The sequence below is a fragment of the Parafrankia discariae genome, from assembly GCF_000373365.1.
GTDB classification, from domain to species: domain Bacteria; phylum Actinomycetota; class Actinomycetes; order Frankiales; family Frankiaceae; genus Parafrankia; species Parafrankia discariae.
Genome location: NZ_KB891104.1, coordinates 132984 through 149766, shown reverse-complemented (window position 1 = coordinate 149766; position 16783 = coordinate 132984). Strand labels below are relative to the sequence as shown.

General features: G+C 71.8%; 16 protein-coding genes. 4 read left to right on the top strand and 12 right to left on the bottom strand.

What is annotated here, in order from left to right; genetic code table 11:
- From B056_RS0104650 to B056_RS0104605, 9 genes are all read right to left on the bottom strand, one after another.
- The coding region (locus B056_RS0104650; protein ID WP_018500742.1) for an acyl-CoA dehydrogenase family protein at positions 1-775 on the bottom strand (775 nt) is incomplete at its 3' end.
- Positions 776-777: 2 nt separating this feature from the next.
- Entirely contained in the window at positions 778-1875 is a 1098-nt protein-coding gene (locus B056_RS0104645) for an acyl-CoA dehydrogenase family protein (protein ID WP_018500741.1), read from the bottom strand.
- The gene (locus B056_RS0104640) at positions 1872-2282 is read right to left on the bottom strand and encodes a nuclear transport factor 2 family protein (protein ID WP_018500740.1); all 411 of its coding nucleotides are present in this window, start codon (positions 2280-2282) and stop codon (positions 1872-1874) included. The genes B056_RS0104645 and B056_RS0104640 overlap by 4 nt, the downstream gene beginning before the upstream one ends.
- A gap of 165 nt (positions 2283-2447) precedes the next feature.
- On the bottom strand, positions 2448-2771 hold the full coding sequence (locus tag B056_RS0104635) for a hypothetical protein (RefSeq protein ID WP_018500739.1): 324 nt from the start codon (positions 2769-2771) through the stop codon (positions 2448-2450).
- Positions 2755-4026, bottom strand: a complete 1272-nt coding sequence (locus tag B056_RS0104630; protein WP_018500738.1) for an aromatic ring-hydroxylating oxygenase subunit alpha — start codon at positions 4024-4026, stop codon at positions 2755-2757. The genes B056_RS0104635 and B056_RS0104630 overlap by 17 nt, the downstream gene beginning before the upstream one ends.
- A 635-nt stretch (positions 4027-4661) precedes the next feature.
- Complete coding sequence (locus B056_RS0104625; RefSeq protein WP_018500737.1) at positions 4662-5522, bottom strand: NAD(P)-dependent oxidoreductase; 861 nt, start codon at positions 5520-5522, stop codon at positions 4662-4664.
- The gene (locus B056_RS0104620; protein WP_018500736.1) at positions 5519-5902 is read right to left on the bottom strand and encodes a carboxymuconolactone decarboxylase family protein; all 384 of its coding nucleotides are present in this window, start codon (positions 5900-5902) and stop codon (positions 5519-5521) included. The genes B056_RS0104625 and B056_RS0104620 overlap by 4 nt, the downstream gene beginning before the upstream one ends.
- Positions 5903-5966: 64 nt before the next feature.
- A complete protein-coding gene (locus tag B056_RS0104615; RefSeq protein WP_018500735.1) occupies positions 5967-7388 on the bottom strand; it encodes an aldehyde dehydrogenase family protein in 1422 nt (473 codons plus the stop codon).
- 90 nt (positions 7389-7478) lie between these two features.
- The gene (locus B056_RS0104605; RefSeq protein ID WP_026239325.1) at positions 7479-8618 is read right to left on the bottom strand and encodes an acyl-CoA dehydrogenase family protein; all 1140 of its coding nucleotides are present in this window, start codon (positions 8616-8618) and stop codon (positions 7479-7481) included.
- Between the two features lie 856 nt (positions 8619-9474).
- On the opposite strand from B056_RS0104605, the gene B056_RS0104600 reads away from it, so the two are divergent.
- Together B056_RS0104600 and B056_RS0104595 are read left to right on the top strand one after the other, a co-directional pair.
- Entirely contained in the window at positions 9475-10218 is a 744-nt protein-coding gene (locus tag B056_RS0104600; RefSeq protein WP_018500732.1) for a CoA transferase subunit A, read from the top strand.
- A gap of 1 nt (position 10219) precedes the next feature.
- Positions 10220-10867 (top strand): CoA transferase subunit B, encoded by a 648-nt coding sequence (locus B056_RS0104595; protein WP_018500731.1) that lies wholly within the window; start codon positions 10220-10222, stop codon positions 10865-10867.
- A gap of 52 nt (positions 10868-10919) precedes the next feature.
- Here B056_RS0104595 and B056_RS0104590 read toward each other — a convergent pair whose 3' ends face one another.
- A complete protein-coding gene (locus tag B056_RS0104590) occupies positions 10920-11636 on the bottom strand; it encodes a TetR/AcrR family transcriptional regulator (protein ID WP_026239324.1) in 717 nt (238 codons plus the stop codon).
- Between the two features lie 106 nt (positions 11637-11742).
- On the opposite strand from B056_RS0104590, the gene B056_RS0104585 reads away from it, so the two are divergent.
- Positions 11743-12426 (top strand): NAD(P)-dependent oxidoreductase, encoded by a 684-nt coding sequence (locus B056_RS0104585; protein ID WP_018500729.1) that lies wholly within the window; start codon positions 11743-11745, stop codon positions 12424-12426.
- Here the strand turns inward: B056_RS0104585 and B056_RS0104580 are convergent.
- Entirely contained in the window at positions 12410-13561 is a 1152-nt protein-coding gene (locus B056_RS0104580) for a family 43 glycosylhydrolase (protein ID WP_018500728.1), read from the bottom strand. The genes B056_RS0104585 and B056_RS0104580 overlap by 17 nt on opposite strands.
- Before the next feature lie 567 nt (positions 13562-14128).
- Between B056_RS0104580 and B056_RS0104575 the strand changes: the two genes are divergently transcribed.
- Complete coding sequence (locus B056_RS0104575; RefSeq protein ID WP_018500727.1) at positions 14129-15475, top strand: lamin tail domain-containing protein; 1347 nt, start codon at positions 14129-14131, stop codon at positions 15473-15475.
- Here B056_RS0104575 and B056_RS35120 read toward each other — a convergent pair.
- The gene (locus B056_RS35120) at positions 15465-16772 is read right to left on the bottom strand and encodes a sensor domain-containing phosphodiesterase (protein WP_018500726.1); all 1308 of its coding nucleotides are present in this window, start codon (positions 16770-16772) and stop codon (positions 15465-15467) included. The two genes, B056_RS0104575 and B056_RS35120, sit on opposite strands and share 11 nt — an antisense overlap.
- Positions 16773-16783 lie beyond the last annotated feature (11 nt).

Here is a 16783-nt window from a genome sequence, read left to right as displayed (position 1 = left end):
TGAGGTCGCGGGTGCTGCCGAGGAGGCCGTCGAGGGTGAGGACGCGGCGGAGGTGGTGGTGGAAGTCGTGTTCGGCGGTGAAGCCGATGCCGGCGAGGACTTGTTGGCAGTGGCGGGCGGTGTCGAGGGCGGCTTTGCCGGCGGCGGCTTTGGCGAGTAGGGCGGTGAGGGTGATGTCGCTGGTGGTGGCTGTCGTGCTGGTGGCGGTGGTGGTGGCGGTGTGGAGGGTGGCTTCGGCGCCGTCGAGGGCGACGAGGGTTTCGGCGAGGCGGTGGCGGACGGCCTGGAAGGAGGCGATGGGCCGGCCGAACTGGGTGCGGGCGAGGGCGTGTTCGCGGGTGAGGGTGAGCATGGTGCGTCCGGTGCCCAGGAGCCACCAGCCCAGGGCGCGTTGTCCGGCGGCGAGGGGGAGGGTGGGGTCGCCGGGGCTGGTGGTGGCGTGCAGTGGGAGGGCGGGGTCGATCACGCTGGTGGGCTGGGTCGTGTCGGGGTGGGTGCGTTCCCAGGTGAGCCAGGTGCCGCCGGTGTAGGGCAGGGGGAGGGTGCCGCCGAGGGGTTGTCCGGTGGCGTGGAGGAGGACGTCGTTGAGGATGGGGGCGTGGGTGCCGGTTTCGCCGAGGAGGGTGAAGACGACGGGGATGGCGGTGTCGGGTTCCTCGGTGAGGAGTTCGGGCCAGCCGAGGTCGGTGAGGGTGGTGTCGAGGGCGGTGCCGGTGGTGCCGGTCATGGCTTTGCGGAAGGTTTCGGTGAGGAGTTCGCGTTCGGCGGCGTCCATGGTTATTCCTTGCCGAGGTCGAGGAGTCGGCGGGCGATGATGTTCCGCTGGATCTCGGCGGTTCCGCCGTAGATGGTGGCGGCGCGGGAGTAGAGGTATTCGGAGCGCCAGCGGGTGTCGGTGAGTTCGAGGGTGCCGGGGAGCAGGTCGCGGGCGGTGTCGTAGAGGCGTTGCTCGGCGGTGGCGAGCAGCACCTTGTCGACCGACGTCTCCGGNCCNANNNGNNNGCCTTCACCGAGGCGGCGCTGGGTGGCGTGGGAGCGGCAGCGGATGGTGTGCAGCGCCAGGTAGGCCGCTCCCAGATCCGCGTCGGCCTGATCACCCGGCACGGTCGTCTCGGTCACCAGCCGGTCCAGCCGGGTGAACAGGTGCGCGACCCGGTGCCAGAAGCAGGTGGAACGCTCGTGGGGGAGCAGGTCCATCGCCATCTGCCAGCCGTCGCCGGGCTTGCCGAGCATGCGGTCGCCGGGGACGACGACGTCGTCGAAGAACACCTCGGCGAACTCNTCGANNCCGTGCATNNTNNNCAGCGGACGGACGGTGATGCCGGGGGTGTCCATGTCGACGAAGAACGCCGTGATCCCGCCGTGCCCCGGGGCGGTGCGGGTGAGCAGCACGCAGCGCTGGGAGTACTGGGCCAGGCTCGTCCAGACCTTCTGCCCGTTGACCACCCAGTCGTCCCCACGGGGCTCCGCCCGGGTCGACAGCGACGCCAGGTCACTGCCCGACCCCGGCTCGGAGAACCCCTGGCACCANNNCTCGGCGCCGGACAGCAGCAGCGGCACCATCTCGGCCGCCAGCGCCGGCGGCGCGTACGAGATCATGGTCGGCGCCAGAACCTCGATCATCGAGTAGATGCCGGGCTCGGCGAGGTCCCGGGAGGCGACCTCCTCGCCGAGGACGGCCCGCAGCACCGCCGGGCCGCCGAGGCCACCGACCTCGACGGGCCAGCCGTGACGCATCCAGCCCNCGTCGTACAGGGCGCGGCGCACCCGCGCGAGCTGGGCCACCTGCCCGTCGAGGGAGTGGTCGGGGCCCGGGGTCAGGTCGTTCTCGGCCAGCCAGGCCTGTACGTCCGACCGGAAGTCCGCGATGTTCACGGGGCCGGTTCGTAGGCGTGCGGCCGGCCCGAGTCGTGCGCCCCGCTGCGGCGGATGAAGGTCATCTTGCGGGTGCGCAGCCGCCAGCCGTCCGGAGTGCGGCGGTAGGTGTCCGAGTAGTACCCGATCCGCATGTCGTGCTTCGAGTGCTCGATGAAGCACAGCGGCTGGGTTCCGGTCGCCTCGTCGCCGTCGATCTCGACGAGCGCCGTCCCGGTCAGGAACAGGCCCTTCGGTGCGGCCGCGACCATCTTCGGGAACAGGTCGAGGGTGAACACGTCACCGAAGGCGCTGTAGGTGCCGTCCGGGGTGAACACCGAGAGCAGCCCCTCGACGTCACCCTGGGTGATGGTAACGGCGTATTTCGCCAGCAGCTGCTGGATCGCGACGACGTCGTCAGTGGACAAGGGTCTTGCCGCCCTTCAGCGCGAATCTCACGTTCCGGACCGCGCGCCGTGGGTGTGCGCGGAGAGCCGTCGACACCGACGGCGCGTTCTCAGTCGATCCCGAGGATGCCGGGCTTGTCGACCTCGCCGAGGTCGACAAGCCCGGCATCCTCGATCGTCAGCGTGTCAGACGACGGGCTCGACGATCACGTCCAGGTAGGCCGCGCCGCTGTCGGGGACGCGGGGCTGCTTCCAGACCTCGACCGGGAAGGACACCATGACCAGGGACTGCATCAGGTGCATCAGGGTGCGGGCGTCCTCGGGCAGGTCGTCGATCGGGAACTTGTCGCAGTAGGCGATCGCGTTCTCGAGGAGCGGGAAGGCGACGTCGTAGAACGCCTGCATCTCGTCCATCGTGGACGCGAGGCGGCGGGCGTAGCGCTCGGGCTCGGTGGCCAGGTCCCAGGCCAGGTACGGCTCGAGGGCGGCGAACTCAGACGGCAGCGGCATCGCTGAACTCCTTGACTCGGTCGCCGACGACCTTGTGCAGGTGCCGGAGCAGGATTTCCTGGTCGCACAGGGGGAACTCGGTGACGGTACGGGTACCGATCATCGTCTGGGTGGCCTCGAGGGTGTTGGCGTCCTGGAGCGCGTACTCCTTGAACGTCACCGCCGCCAGTTCCTGGGCGAGGCGCTCGCGGGCGTTCTTCGGCGGGGCGAAGTAGAGGCTCGCCTCGAAGGTGTGCTTGTTCACCGCGGTCGGCCAGTAGTGGTAGGTCAGGTACCAGCCCGGCTTCCAGAACAGCAGGGTGAAGTTGGGGAAGATCTCGAACGAGTCGGTGCCCCAGGACTTGTGCTTCACCGGGTTGATCCCGGTCGGGAGCTTCTCGACCTCAAGGCCGTCGATCTCGGGCGTGTCCCAGGGGCCGAACAGGCCGCTGCGCAGCACGCGCTCGATCGGCTTGACCATCGACGGGTCCTTCGGCGGGGCCATGCCGCCCCAGGAGGACACCATCGAGTGCGGCGCGAACAGCTGGTAGTGCAGCGCCTCGAACCCGTAGCCGATGAGCTTCTCGGCCTCGCCCTTGACGGCCTGCTTCTGGTGCAGGATCGGCGCGTGGTAGAACTCCGCGAACGCGTCGATGAACAGCTTCCAGTTGGCGCCGATCTCGGCCCGGTAGGAGTAGACCTCGGTCAGCTCCGAGTACGGGTAGCCCTCGAGGCCCTTGACCATGTCACCGAGGTACTCGGTGAGGGTCTCCTGCGGGTTCAGGTTGACGAAGATGAAGCCTTCCCAGACGTCACAGGCGACCTCCTTGAGGCCGAACTGCTTCTTGTCCAGGTCGAAGAACTCGCCCTCCTGCTGGACGAAGGTCAGCTCGCCGGTGAGGTCGTAACGCCAGGCGTGGTACTTGCAGATGAACTGCCGGCAGCTGCCGGCGGTCTCCTCGCTCGGGAAGTCGTTCCACACCAGCTTGTTGCCGCGGTGCCGGCACACGTTGTGGAACGCGCGCACCTTGCCGTCCGGGCCCTTGACGATGATCAGGGACGTCCCGGCGGCGGGCAGCTCCTTGGTGAAGTAGCTGCCGGTGCGGGGCAGGCGCTCGACCCGGCCCACGTTCAGCCAGGAGCGCTTGAAGATCGCCTCGCGCTCCTTCTCGTAGAAGGCGGGGTCGATCGAGTCGTTGTAGTCGACGGGCGCGGTGCCGAGCTCGGGATAGCTCTCGGTCCAGCTCCCCGCCGGGGGCTTGCTGAAGTGGGGCACAGGTCTACCTCTCGTTTTCGCGCGCCATGCCAATGGTGGTGCTGGCGATGATGTTGCGCGCGATGGCAGGCGCGCAACAGTCGCCGACAGTGCCGAACGGGTTGTGGCCCAGCCGGACCGTCGCTCGGCCGGGTCCGTCACCCGGCGTCCGTCGAGGTGTTCCAGCAGGTCCGCGGGTGGCCGGACCGGACGCGCCCGGCACCGTCCCGCCCCTCGGCCCGGCTGGCCGGCCGGGTCGGGGTGTCGACGGGGTGGTGTCGCGCATGATCGTCCGGTCTCTCCTCGGCCCTGTGAGAACTACGTTCTCCATGTCGATAATTAGATTTCCATGGAGAAGCCTCTGCGTCAACGTCACTGAGCGCAGTCGTGACGGCGGGTACCCGAGACGGAACGCAGCGGCGTACCTCCCGCCGGCCGGGCAGTTCTCTGGGGCTGAGAAGCCGCCTTCCTCACTCCGAGAGGAGGATGCCACATCTTGCCCCGAATAGCGTGCCGCGAACGGTGTCGCCCGCGACGGTGGGTTTCGGCCCGCACGGCAACGCGCCCGTGTCGCGGCCGCGGGCTGCGGCCGCGACACGGGCGCGGGGGTGCTGGAGGTATGGGGCGGGGTGCTGGAGGTATGGGGGCGCGAGGGTTCAGGAACCCCGGACGTACGGGTAGATCCGGGTGAAGTCGACGCCCGGCTCGGCCGCGGCGAACTCCTCCCACACCGACGAGGTGACCGTGCCCAGCGACGTCGGGCCGGCCAGCTCACGCACCTCCTGGAGGTAGAGGCGCAGGTCCTTCGCCATCAGCGAGTTCGCGAAGCCGGCCGCGTAGCGCCCGGTGAGCACCTGCCGGGGGAACTTCTCGGCGGTGGCGTTGTTCTGCCCGCTCGCCGTGTTCAGCACGTCGAGCATCGTCCCCATGTCGAGGCCGGCCGAGGTGCCGAACGCGACCGCCTCGCTGGTCGCGGCGAGCGCGACGGCGGCCAGGAAGTTGTTGGCCAGTTTGAGGGCCTGGGCCAGGCCGGGCCGGTCACCGACCCGGCGGCGACGGTCGCTCAGCGCGGCCAGCACGGGCTCCACCCGGGCGCAGGCGTCGTCCGTGCCGGCGAACATCACCGTCAGGGTGCGGGCGCGGGCGCCCGTGACCCCGCCGGAGACCGGCGCGTCCACATAGCCGATGCCGCTGGCGGCCAGCAGGTCGGTGATGCGCCGGGCTGCGCCCACCCCGATCGTCGAGGTGTCGACGACGTGGGTGACCCGGCGGTCGGCCGCCTCGGCGAGCCCGCGCGCCACCTTCTCCGAGATCACGCCGTCGGGCAGGCTGAGCACGACCACCTCGGCGTGGCGGGCGACGGCGGCCAGGTCGTCGAGATGGGTGGTTCCCTCCGGGGCGCGCTCGGGGCCCGCCGCGTCGTGGACGACGAGGTCGAGGCCGTACTGCGCGACGTTGGCCGCGAGTGCCCCGCCCATGTTCCCGAGGCCGACGAAGCCGACGCTGGGTGCGGTCATGCCTCGTCGCGTTCCGCGCGGACGGCCTTGATCGCCCGCCGGGCGGAGATCGCGGCCGGCGCGCCGCAGTACGCCGCCACCTGGAACAGCAGCTCGTCGATCTCCGCGTCGCTGACCCCGGTGCGCGACGACGAGCTCGCGTGCAGCCGGAACTCCTCCATCCGGCCCAGCGCCGCGGTCATCGCCATGACCAGCAGGCTGCGGTCCCGGGTGGACAGCACGCCCTCCCTGGTCCAGACGCCCCACGCCATCGACGTGATGTGGTCCTGGAACTGCTGGCTGGTCTCGTCGGTGTCGCCGGTCGCGCGGTCGACGTAGGCGTCGCCCAGCATGGCCCGGCGCATGGCGTAGGCGGCCCGTAGCTGCTCGGTCTGTTCCATGGGTCCTTCCGATCCTTCGGTGGAGCGACGCCCCAGGAGAGCGCTGCCTCGGGAGAACGACGCCTCAGGAGAGCGACAGGCTGACGGTCTTGACCCGGGCGTACTCGTGCAGGGCCTCGATGCCCTTCTCCCGGCCGTAGCCGCTGGCCTTGTAGCCCCCGAACGGCGTCTCGATCGTGAGGGGGCCGCCGTTCACCGCCACCTGGCCGGCCTCGATCCGTTCCGCCAGCCGCAGGCCGCGCGCGACGTCCCCGCTCCAGACACTGCCGACGAGGCCGTACTCGCTGTCGTTCGCAAGCGTCAGGGCCTCGTCCTCATCCTCGAACGGCAGGGTCACCAGCACCGGGCCGAAGATCTCCTCGCGGGCCACCGGCAGGTGCGGGGCCACCCCGGCGTACACGGTGGGCCGGATGAACAGGCCCCGGGCGCCCGGGCCGTCGGTGTAGGCGGCGCCCCCGGTGGCCGGGCGCAGCCCGGACGCCAGCGTCTGCGCGAAGAAGTCCAGGACCTTCCGGTACTGCGCCTCGGTGATGATCGGACCGAAGTCCACCCCCGGGGTGAGTCGCTCCACCGCGGTGACCACCCGGGCGACCAGCTCGTCGTGCGCCGACGCCTCGACGAGCAGCCGGGTCGTCGCCGAGCACACCTGCCCGGAGTTGGTCGCGACGGACGAGACCGCCGCGGCGACCGCCCGGTCCAGGTCGGCGTCCGCGAAGACCACCAGGGGCGACTTGCCGCCGAGCTCGAGGGTCGTCGGCACGAGCCGGTCGGCCGCGATCCGGGCCAGGTGCCGCCCGGTCGCGACCGAGCCGGTGAAGGTGACGCGTCCGACCCGCGGGTCGGCGGCCAGCGGGGTCCCGACCTCGGGCCCGGTGCCGGTCACCACGTTGAACAGGCCGTCCGGGAGCCCGGCCTCGTTCGCCAGCCGGGCGAGGCGGACGGTGGAGACCGACGTCAGCTCGGACGGCTTGACCACCACCGCGTTGCCCGCGGCCAGCGCCGGGGCCAGCGCCCGGCACGCCTGGTTCAGCGGCAGGTTCCACGGGGTGATCGCGGCGACCACCCCGTACGGCTCGAGCCGGGTGTAGGTGTGGCTGCCCCCGCCCAGGTCGATCGTGCGCCCGTGATGAGCGCGCAGAACACCGGCGTAATAGCGGAAATAGGCGGCCGACATGTCGACCTCGAGCCGGAGCTGGGCGACGATCTTGCCGGTGGCCGCCCGCTCCAGCTCCGTCAGCTCGGCCGCGTGCGCGTCGATGGCGTCGGCGACGCGGTGGAGCACCTCACAGCGCTCCGCCCCGGACCGTCGCGCCCACCGCGGCTGGGCCGCCGCGGCGGCGGTGACGGCCCGGTCGACGTCCGCGGGGGAGCCGGCGGCGATCTCGTCGCCGGGTTCACGGGTCGACGGGTCGAGGGTGGGCAGGTAGCCCCCGCCGGCCGGGGCCGCGGCCTTCCCGTCGATCCAGTGGTCGTGACGGACGGACACCTCAGGTCACCTCCAGGACGCCGCGGGTGGGCGCCGGGCGCGACAGGCCCGCCGGGTGCGACAGGTGCGCCGGGCGCGACGGGCGCACCGTCACAGCCCGAGCGACTTCGCGATGATCGTCTTCATGATCTCGCTGGAACCGCCGTAGATCCGCCCGACCCGGGCGTCGGCCCAGGCCCGGGCCACCGGGTACTCGTTGATGTAGCCGTAGCCGCCGAAGAGCTGCAGACAGGCGTCGATCACCCGGCCCTGCATCTCCGTGCAGTAGAGCTTGACCATCGCGGCGTCGGCCGGTGTCGCCTCGCCCGTCACGTGCGCGAGGAGCACCTGGTCCAGCAGCGCCTGGCCCGCCTCGACCTCGGTCGCGCACCCGGCCAGCACGAACTTGGTGTTCTGGAAGGTGTTGAGGGTCTTGCCGAACACCTTGCGGCCGTTGACGTAGGCGACGGTCTGCTCGACGATCGACGCGGCCGCGCCCTGGGCGTTGATCGCGATCGAGAGTCGCTCCTGCACGAGGTGCGAGGTCAGGTAGGTGAAACCCTGGCCCTCCTCACCCAGCAAGTTCGCCACCGGCACACGGACGTCGTCGAAGAAGATCTCGACCGCCTCCTGGATGTGCAGCCCGATCTTGTGCAGCGGCGCCCCCCGGCTGACGCCGGGGAGATCGCCGGGGATCACCAGCAGCGACAGCCCCGCGTGGCGCTGGGTCGGGTCCGTCTTCACCGCGGTCAGGAAGACATCGGCGTTCAGGCCACCGGTGATGAAGGTCTTGGACCCGTTGACGACGTAGTGGTCGCCGTCGAGGCGCGCGGTGGTGGTGAAGCCGGCCAGGTCCGATCCCGCGCCCGGCTCGGTCAGCGCCAGCGCGGCGACCAGCTCGCCGCTGGCCAGGCCCGGCAGCCAGCGCGCCTTCTGCTCCTCGTTGCCGTGGTCCACGAAGTAGGGGACGGAGATGTCCGCGTGGATGCGCAGCGGGCCCAGCGCGTAGCCGGCCCGGGCGGCCTCCTCGGTGACGACGGCGTTGAACAGGAAGTCCGCCCCGCCGCCGCCGTACTCCTCCGGGATGCCCAGACCGAGGATTCCGACGTCCCCCGCCTTGTTGTAGAAGTCGCGCGGCGGCAGCCCCGCCTCCTCCCACTCGCGGTAGTGCGCCCCGATCTCCTTTTCGAAGAAGGTGCGGACGGCTGCCCGAAAAGCTTCGTGCTCGGGACCGTAGACCGTGCGTCGCATCCGGTCGCCCTCTCCGGCCGAGGCGGGGTGTCCCGCCGACGTCGTCGTCTGAGTGACGGGTCCCGCCCGTGACGGGCCCGCCGGGTCTCGCATGCTGGTCGGATATCGCGTGCTGGTCGGATGTCGGTTCCGTGCGCCAGCCGGCGACCGCTCCGTGCGCCGGCCACCGGCCCGCCCGGACCGGCCGGCGGGCATCAGGGTGCCCCGCCAGGCGCCGCCGACCGTGGGAATGCCATCGATCCCACGGGCTCCGGTCGCCTTCAGGTCATCTCGGACGCGTCGCGCCACCGGATCGCCTCGCTGGCGGTCACCAGGAACGGATCACCGCGAACCGCATCGCCTGAAACTGGGTCGCCTGAAACTGGGGTGGTCCCGGGAGTTCGCGCGCGGCCACACGCGGCGCGAGACCAGGGATTAACGTACCTTCGCTGCCTGGACGCAGTCCAGTGCGCGCCGCCACCCGGCCCACCTCGTGGCCGGGAAGATCTTCCGGACCCGTTCGGGTGAGCTCGGCCTCGGCCCAGTGAGTCTCTGCTAACGTGAACCGTCGGCCGTTGTGATCAGTTGCGGGCACGTGAACCGTCGTGTGCCGGGTGGCGTGCACGCCGTCTCCCTGACCGGGCTCGCGGGTGTCGTGGCGCATCCGACACCGCGGGTTCCGTCGTCAGCCCCACCGGCGCGGCCGGTGGCCGCCCGGCTCGCGGGCGGTCGCGGCGGGGTGGTCGCGCTGGTCGGGCACCGTCACCGGTCAAGCGCTGGCACTGATCGAACGTGGTCACCGAGTGAACACAATGACCTGTGGTTACCTGCGGGACGGGTGAGACCGTCGCCGGTGCGGGAGTGAGGGGTGGACAGGTTGGACAAGGTGGTTCCGAGCGCGGAGCTCGCCGTGGCGGACATCCCCGACGGGGCCTCGCTGGCGGTGGGTGGATTCGGGCTCTGTGGCATCCCGAGTGGCCTCATCCGCGCGTTGCTCGCCGCCGGCCCCAAGGACCTCGAGACGGTCAGCAACAACTGCGGCGTGGACGACTGGGGGCTCGGCCTGCTGCTGCGGGCCGGCCGGATCCGGCGCACCACCGGCTCCTACGTCGGGGAGAACAAGGAGTTCGAGCGCCAGTTCCTCTCCGGTGAGCTCGAGGTCGAGCTCGTCCCACAGGGCACCCTGGCCGAGCGGCTGCGGGCCGGCGGCGCCGGCATCCCGGCCTTCTACACCCCCGCGGGTGTCGGGACCCAGGTGGCCGAGGGTGGCCTGCCGTGGCTGTACGACGGCTCCGGCGGCATCGCGCTCGCCTCACCGCCGAAGGAGACCCGGACCTTCGACGGCCGGACCTACGTCCTCGAACGCGGCATCGTCTGCGACTTCGCCCTGGTCCACGCCTGGAAGGGCGATCGGCACGGCAACCTGGTCTACCGGGCCAGCGCCGCCAACTTCAACCCGCTGTGCGCGACGGCCGGCCGGGTCACCATCGCCGAGGTCGAGGAACTGGTCGAGCCCGGGGAGCTCGATCCGGCCCAGGTGCACACCCCGGGGATCTTCGTCCAGCGGGTCGTGCACGCGCCGGACACGGAGAAGCGGATCGAGAAGCGGACGGTGAGCTGAGATGGCCCTGACTCGAACCGAGCTCGCGGCCCGGGTCGCCCGTGAGCTCGAGAGCGGACAGTACGTGAACCTCGGCATCGGCCTGCCGACCCTGGTTCCGAACTACCTGCCCGACGGCGTGACCGTGGTGCTGCACAGCGAGAACGGCATCCTCGGTGTCGGCCCGTACCCGGCCGACGCCGCCGTCGACCCGGACCTGATCAACGCCGGCAAGGAGACCGTCACCGTCCTGCCCGGTGCGGCGTTCTTCGACTCGGCAGCCTCCTTCGGGATGATCCGCGGCGGCCACGTCGACGTCGCGGTCCTCGGGGCGATGCAGGTCTCCCGGGTCGGCGACCTGGCGAACTGGATGATCCCCGGCAAGATGGTCAAGGGCATGGGCGGCGCGATGGACCTCGTGCACGGCGCCCGGCACGTGATCGTGATGATGGAGCACGTCGCCCGCGACGGCAGCCACAAGATCCTCGACGAGTGCACGCTCCCGCTGACCGGCCGGGCCTGCGCGCAGCGGATCATCACCGATCTCGCGGTCATCGACGTCGTCCCCGGCGGCGGCCTGGCGCTGCGCGAGACCGCGCCCGGCGTGACCGTCGACGACGTCCGCGCCGCCACCGGTACTGAGCTCACCGTGGACCTGGTCACCGCCTGACAGCCCGGTCAGACGTGGCCCGGTGGGCGAGGCCCTGCCGGGCCCGGCGCGGTCAGGCCAGGCCCAGTGACCGGACGACGTCCAGCATCTCGGCGCGGTAGAGCTTGTCCGGGTGGCGGGTCTGGGCCAGGAGATGGCCGTGCACCTCGAGAGCGACGAGCCCGTGCATCCGTCCCCAGAGGCGCAGCGCAAGCGCGACGGCGCCGGGCGGCAGGTCGGGGAACGCCTCGCGGACGCCGGCCGCGAGGGCCGGCGGGAAGTCCGACCAGTCGTCGTCGTCGCCGGTCGGCGGCGGCGCGTCCGCGTGCCGCCAGGCATCCGCGACGAATCCGACGAGGCCCGTGCAGGCACGGTGCTCGGCCTGCGGGGCCGCGCCGCCCGGCGGCGGCTGGTAGCCGGGGACCGGATCTCCGTAGATGAGGCGGAACCCCTCGGGGTTGGCGAGTGACCAGTCCCGGAACGCCTCGGCCCAGGCGAGCAGCCGCCCGGCCCGATCCGCGGTGGGGCGCGCGTCCCGGGCGGCCTCGACCGTTTCGACCAGTGACGTGTAGACGTCCTCGATCAGCGCGCTGAGCAGGTCGTCCCGCGTCGGGAAGTAGCTGTAGAGCGCGCCGGCGGTCATGCCCATCTCGCGGGCGATCGCGCGCAGTGAGATGGCGCCGGGGCCGCCTTCGCTCATAAGCCTCAACGCGATCGTCTTGATCTCCTGCGTCGCCTGCGTGCGCAGGCGTTCCCGCCTGCTCGTGGTCGGCCCGGACGTCGTGCTCATCCCGGCACTCTACGGCGCGCCCGGAGTATGCTCCCTCCGGACTACACGGCGTTTAAAATTTAAACGCCGTGTTGGTGAGTGCATCCGTGCGGACCAGGGAGCAGACGTGGACATCGGAGTGTTCGGCGCCACAGGTGTCATCGGCCGGCGAGTGGTGGCGGAGGGGTCCCGCCGGGGGCATCGCGTGACCGCTTTCACCCGGTCGGCGTCCCGGGTCCCGGCTGATCCCGGCCCGGTCCGGTGGTCCGTCACCCAGATGCTGGACGTAGCGGACGTCGCGCGAGCAGTCAGCGGGCTGGACGTGATCGTCAACGCGATCAACGCCGGCGACGACATCCCCGGGGCCATCGCGAACGCCGACGTATTGCCGGCGGCCACCCGGGTTCTGCTCACGGCGCTGGAGTCGCACCCGGCGACGAGGCTGATCGTGATCGGCGGTGCCGGGAGCCTGGAGGTCCGTCCCGGGCTCCAGGTGGTCGACGTCGCGGGCTTCGCGGAGCGGCTGCCCGAGACGCTCGGCGTCCCGACGGAGTACGTGAACGTCGTGCTGGCGCACCGGGAGGTACTGCACCTGTGCCGCCTGTCCGACCGGAGCTGGACCTACCTGAGCCCGTCGGCGGGGCTGATCACCCCAGGCGCGCGTACCGGCCGGTTCCGGGTCGGCGGCAACCAGCTGCTGGTCACCGCGGACGGCATCAGCGACATCTCCGCCGAGGACCTCGCGATGGCCGTTGTCGACGAGGTGGAGCTCCCTCGGCACGTCCAGCGGCGTTTCACGGTCGGCTACTGACGACGCGGCCCAGCTCGAGCCCGGCCCGACCAGGCGGGTCGGGCCGCGTGAGGGGGTCGGGAGACGTCGGACTCCACGACGGGGCGGCGGGTGCCAGAACGAGCTGGCGGTCGGCGTGCGGTGAGGCCGCCGGCTCCCGGCGGTTCCAGGTGTGGAACGCCAGCCACCAGGTTCCGTCCGACGCCTGGAACGGTTCGGCGCCGCCGGGGCCGACGCCGGCGGTGCCGGTGCGCAGCAGGGGCTCCGGCCGCGGCGTGCAGGGGCCGAGCGGCCCGGCGCACGTCGCCGTGCCCGTCGCGTAGCCGGCGCTGTGCCAGTCCCCGGCGGAGTAGAGCAGGTCGTAGCGGCCACCGCTCGCCAGCATCGCCGGGCCCTCGACGACGCCGTGCTCCCATTCGAGGGTCGGCATGAGCAGCCGGGCCGGCTCACCGAGCAGGGCGCGCCCGTCGGGGGAGAGGCGCTGCGCCCAGATCGCCGGGGTGGTGCCGGGCAGGACGCCCTCGCTCTTCCAGGTGAGGTAGCGGTCGGCGCCCACGGTGTACGGGCTCGGGTCGATGCTGCCGCCCTCGGACTCCTGGCAGATCAGCGGCGCGGCCGAGGTATCGGCGAACGGGCCGGTCGGGCTGGCCGCGTGGGCCGTCGAGACACACTGGTGCCCGGTGGCGGCGACCCGGGTGGCGTAGTAGAGCACATACCCGTCGTCGACCCTGGTGACCGCGGGCGCCCAGGTGGTGAAGCCGGTGTCCTGTGCCCAGCCGGGCAGCCGCGGCAGCGCGTCGCCGGCCCGCGTCCAGGTTCGCAGCTCCGGGTCGGTGCTGACGAGCACGGGGATGTTGGCGCCGTCCGCGTTGGTCCCGTAGGCGTAGCCGGTGGTGCCGGCGGCGAGCACGTAGGGGTCGGCGAGGTTCGATCCCCGGACGGCGACCACGCCGCGTTCGTCCGCCGGCGAGCCGGGCGATGAGCCGTCCGGGGGAGCGCTACCGGAACCGCCCGGCGTGCCGCTCGCGCCACTCGTGCCGGTGCTCGGGACCGAGGCGGCGGACGGTGCCTGGGCGGAACCGCCCCGCGCGGCGATCAGTGTGGTGACCAGCACGGCGACGACCGTTCCGACGGCGATCAGGGCGCCGGCGGCCACGGCGGCCCGTCGCGGCGTTCGGTCGCGCCGCCGCGTCGGCGGATCTGCCGGGGGGAGCGCCGGAGGCGGCGGGTGGGGCGCTGTGCCGGGACGAGGTTCGGCCGAAGTCGGCACGGCGGGCATCCTCCTGAGAACGGCGGGGGCGAAGCGGCACAGGACGGCGGGAGGGCGGAGAAACGAGCTGCGCGATGGCGGAGTGGCCGGGTTGCGGAGTGGCTGGGGGCGGAGCGGCCGGATGGCGGGCTGGTCCGGCGTCGTCCGCAGTCTTGATGCCGTTGATGTGGGCCTCATGTGAGCCCGGCCAAACGTTCTGATCCGGCGTCGGCGCCAGCGGTGCTTACGGCGGACGCGCAGCGTGCCTCAGTCGGCACGTCCGCCCACGGATGGTGGTCATCTGTGTTGCCTGTGTTGTTGGTCAGGTGTTCAGATTCTGGTCGTCGGTGTGCTGAAGGCTTCGTCGGGGCGCGATTTCGCCGCTCTCCGTTGATTACCCTGGGAGAAGGAGTCACTGCGTTGCGTTGGAATTTGCGTGGGAGGGGGCGGCTTGTTGTTGCCGCCGTCCTGGCCATGGTCGCGCTCGCGCTGTTCGGCGTGCCGGCGGCGACGGCCGGGCCGACCGACGTGCGGATCAACGAGATCGAGTCGAACGGCGGTTCGCCGGGTGACTGGGTGGAGCTGGTCAACACCGGCTCGACGGCGGTGAGCATCGCGGGCTGGGTGGTGAAGGACAACGACGACTCGCACGTGTTCACGGTCGCCGCGGGCACGTCGCTGGCCGCCGGCGGGCGCGCGGTGCTCGACGTGGATCCGGTGTTCGGCCTGGGCAGCGCCGATTCCGTCCGGCTGTACCAGGCCGGCGGCACGTCGCTGGTGGATTCGTACACCTGGACGGCGCACGCGACGACGACCTACGGGCGGTGCCCGGACGGCAGCGGCGCGTTCGCCACGACGACCGCGTCGACCCGGGGCACCGCCAACTCCTGCGCGGGTGGCGGTGGGGTCACCGCCACGGCGTGGCCCGGTGGCACCGCGGTCACCGTGGCCGACGCCGCCAACGCGTTCGGCACCAACCTGAGCGGGCTGTCCTTCCAGAGCGCCGGTGTGCTCTGGGCGGTGAAGAACGGCCCCGGCACCCTCTACCGGCTCGTGCCCAGCGGCGCGACGTGGACTCCCGACACCTCGGGCGGCTGGACCTCCGGCAAGGCGCTGCACTACGCCAACGGGACCGGCGACCTCGATGCGGAAGGGGTGGTGGTCACCCCCGACGGAGTGGTGGTCGCCACCGAGCGCGACAACAACGGCAGCACCAGCCTGCCGAAGATCGTCCGGTTCGACGGCTCCGCCACGACCACCACGCTCAACGCGACCGCCGAGTGGGATCTCACCGCCGACCTGCCCGCCGTCGCGGCCAACAGCGGTCCCGAGGGCATCTCGTGGATCCCCGACTCGTTCCTCACCGCGCACGGCTTCCACGACGAGCACGCCAACGCCGCGTACGACCCGGCCTCCTACCCCGGCCACGGCAGCGGCCTGTACTTCGTCGGCCTGGAGGCCAACGGCACGATCTACGCCTACGCCCTCGACCAGACCGGTGGCGGGTACACCCGGATCGCCACCGTGCCCAGCGGCTTCCCCGGGGTGATGGACCTCGAGTACGAGCCCGGCACCGGCCACCTGTGGGCGGCCTGTGACGACACCTGCCAGGGCCGCACCGCGACGCTCGACGTCAACGCCCAGGGCCAGCTCGCCGTCACGGCCCTCTACGAGCGGCCCACCGGGATGTCGAACTACAACAACGAGGGGTTCGCCATCGCGCCGCAGGAGACCTGCGCCTCCGGGCACAAGCCGGTCCTGTGGTCCGACGACGGCAACGACGCCAGCCACGCGCTGCGCGCCGGAACGCTCAACTGCTGACGTCGTAACCGCTGACGTCGTAGGCCCCGGCCACCGGACGGTGGTCGGGTGGTCCCGGACCGGGGCCGCCCGACCACCGTGGCCGGTGGAACGCGGGCAGCGCCGGATCCGGGACACCGAGGTGGTAGCCCTGGCCGTAGCCGATCCCGGTGTCGCGCGCCGCGGCGAGCTCGGTGGCGGTCTCGACACCCTCGGCGATGATCCGGCTGCCGATCTTCCCGGCCAGGTAGACCAGCGCGATGGCGGTCGCGCGGCGGACGGGATCGGTGTCCATGCCGTGTATCAGGCACCGGTCCAGTTTGATCACGTCCGGGCGCAGCTGCACGAGCCGGGCGAGCCCGGCGTAGCCGGCACCGACGTCGTCGACGGCGATCCGCGCCCCGCGGGCGCGCAGCTCGCGCGTCGCGCGCACCACGGCCGGGTCGTCCAGGCTGCGTTCCTGTTCGGTGATCTCGACGACGAGACGGGTCAGGTCGATGTCCGGGAGGACGCCGAGCAGACCACCGGTGAGCGCGGTCGGGGAGACGTTCACCGTCAGGCGGGCGTTGGCCGGAACGGCGGGCAGCACGCCCAGCGCCTGCCGGACGGCGGCGAGCTCCAGCTCGACGCCGAGCCCGACGCCGGCGGCCCGCGCGAACCACTGCTGGGGATCGGCCGGCGGCCCGGGGAACCGGGCGAGTGCCTCGGCCGCCACGGCCGCGCCGGTGTGCAGGTCGACGACCGGCTGGAACACCAGGCGGGGCCCGCCGCTGTCGAGCACCTCGCGGACGGCCCGCCAGGCCCGGCTCGAGTCCTCCCACATCCGGTGCAGGTCACGGACCGAGACGCTGAGCAGATCCGCGATCAGCATCAGGATCTGCACGTGCCGGGAGTCCAGCTCCGGTCGGGGAACGCGCCCGAGGCAGCCGACGACCCCGTAGATGCGGTCGCCGTCCCGGATGGGCGTCGCGGCGTAGGTGCGGACACCGAGCTCGGTGACGGTGGGCAGCCCCGCCGTGCGAGGGTCCGCCAGCGTGTCAGGAACGACCGGCGGCAGCCGACCGGTCAGCACCCGCCAGTAGAGCGTGCGCTCCCGATCCTCGGGCGACCCGAGCACGGTCGTGCCCGGGCCGACACCGTAGGACGCGCCGTCCCCGTTCTGAGCCTGCATGACGAGCCGGTCGCCGTCGAAGCGGCAGAGCCAGCCGAGGTCCATCCCCAGCTGGCGGCGCAGCACGCCGAGCAGGTGCACCACGGCCATGTCCGGTTCCGGGACGTCCACCGGCGTCCCCAGGATCGACAGACCGCCGGCCGTCATCCGCCGTCACC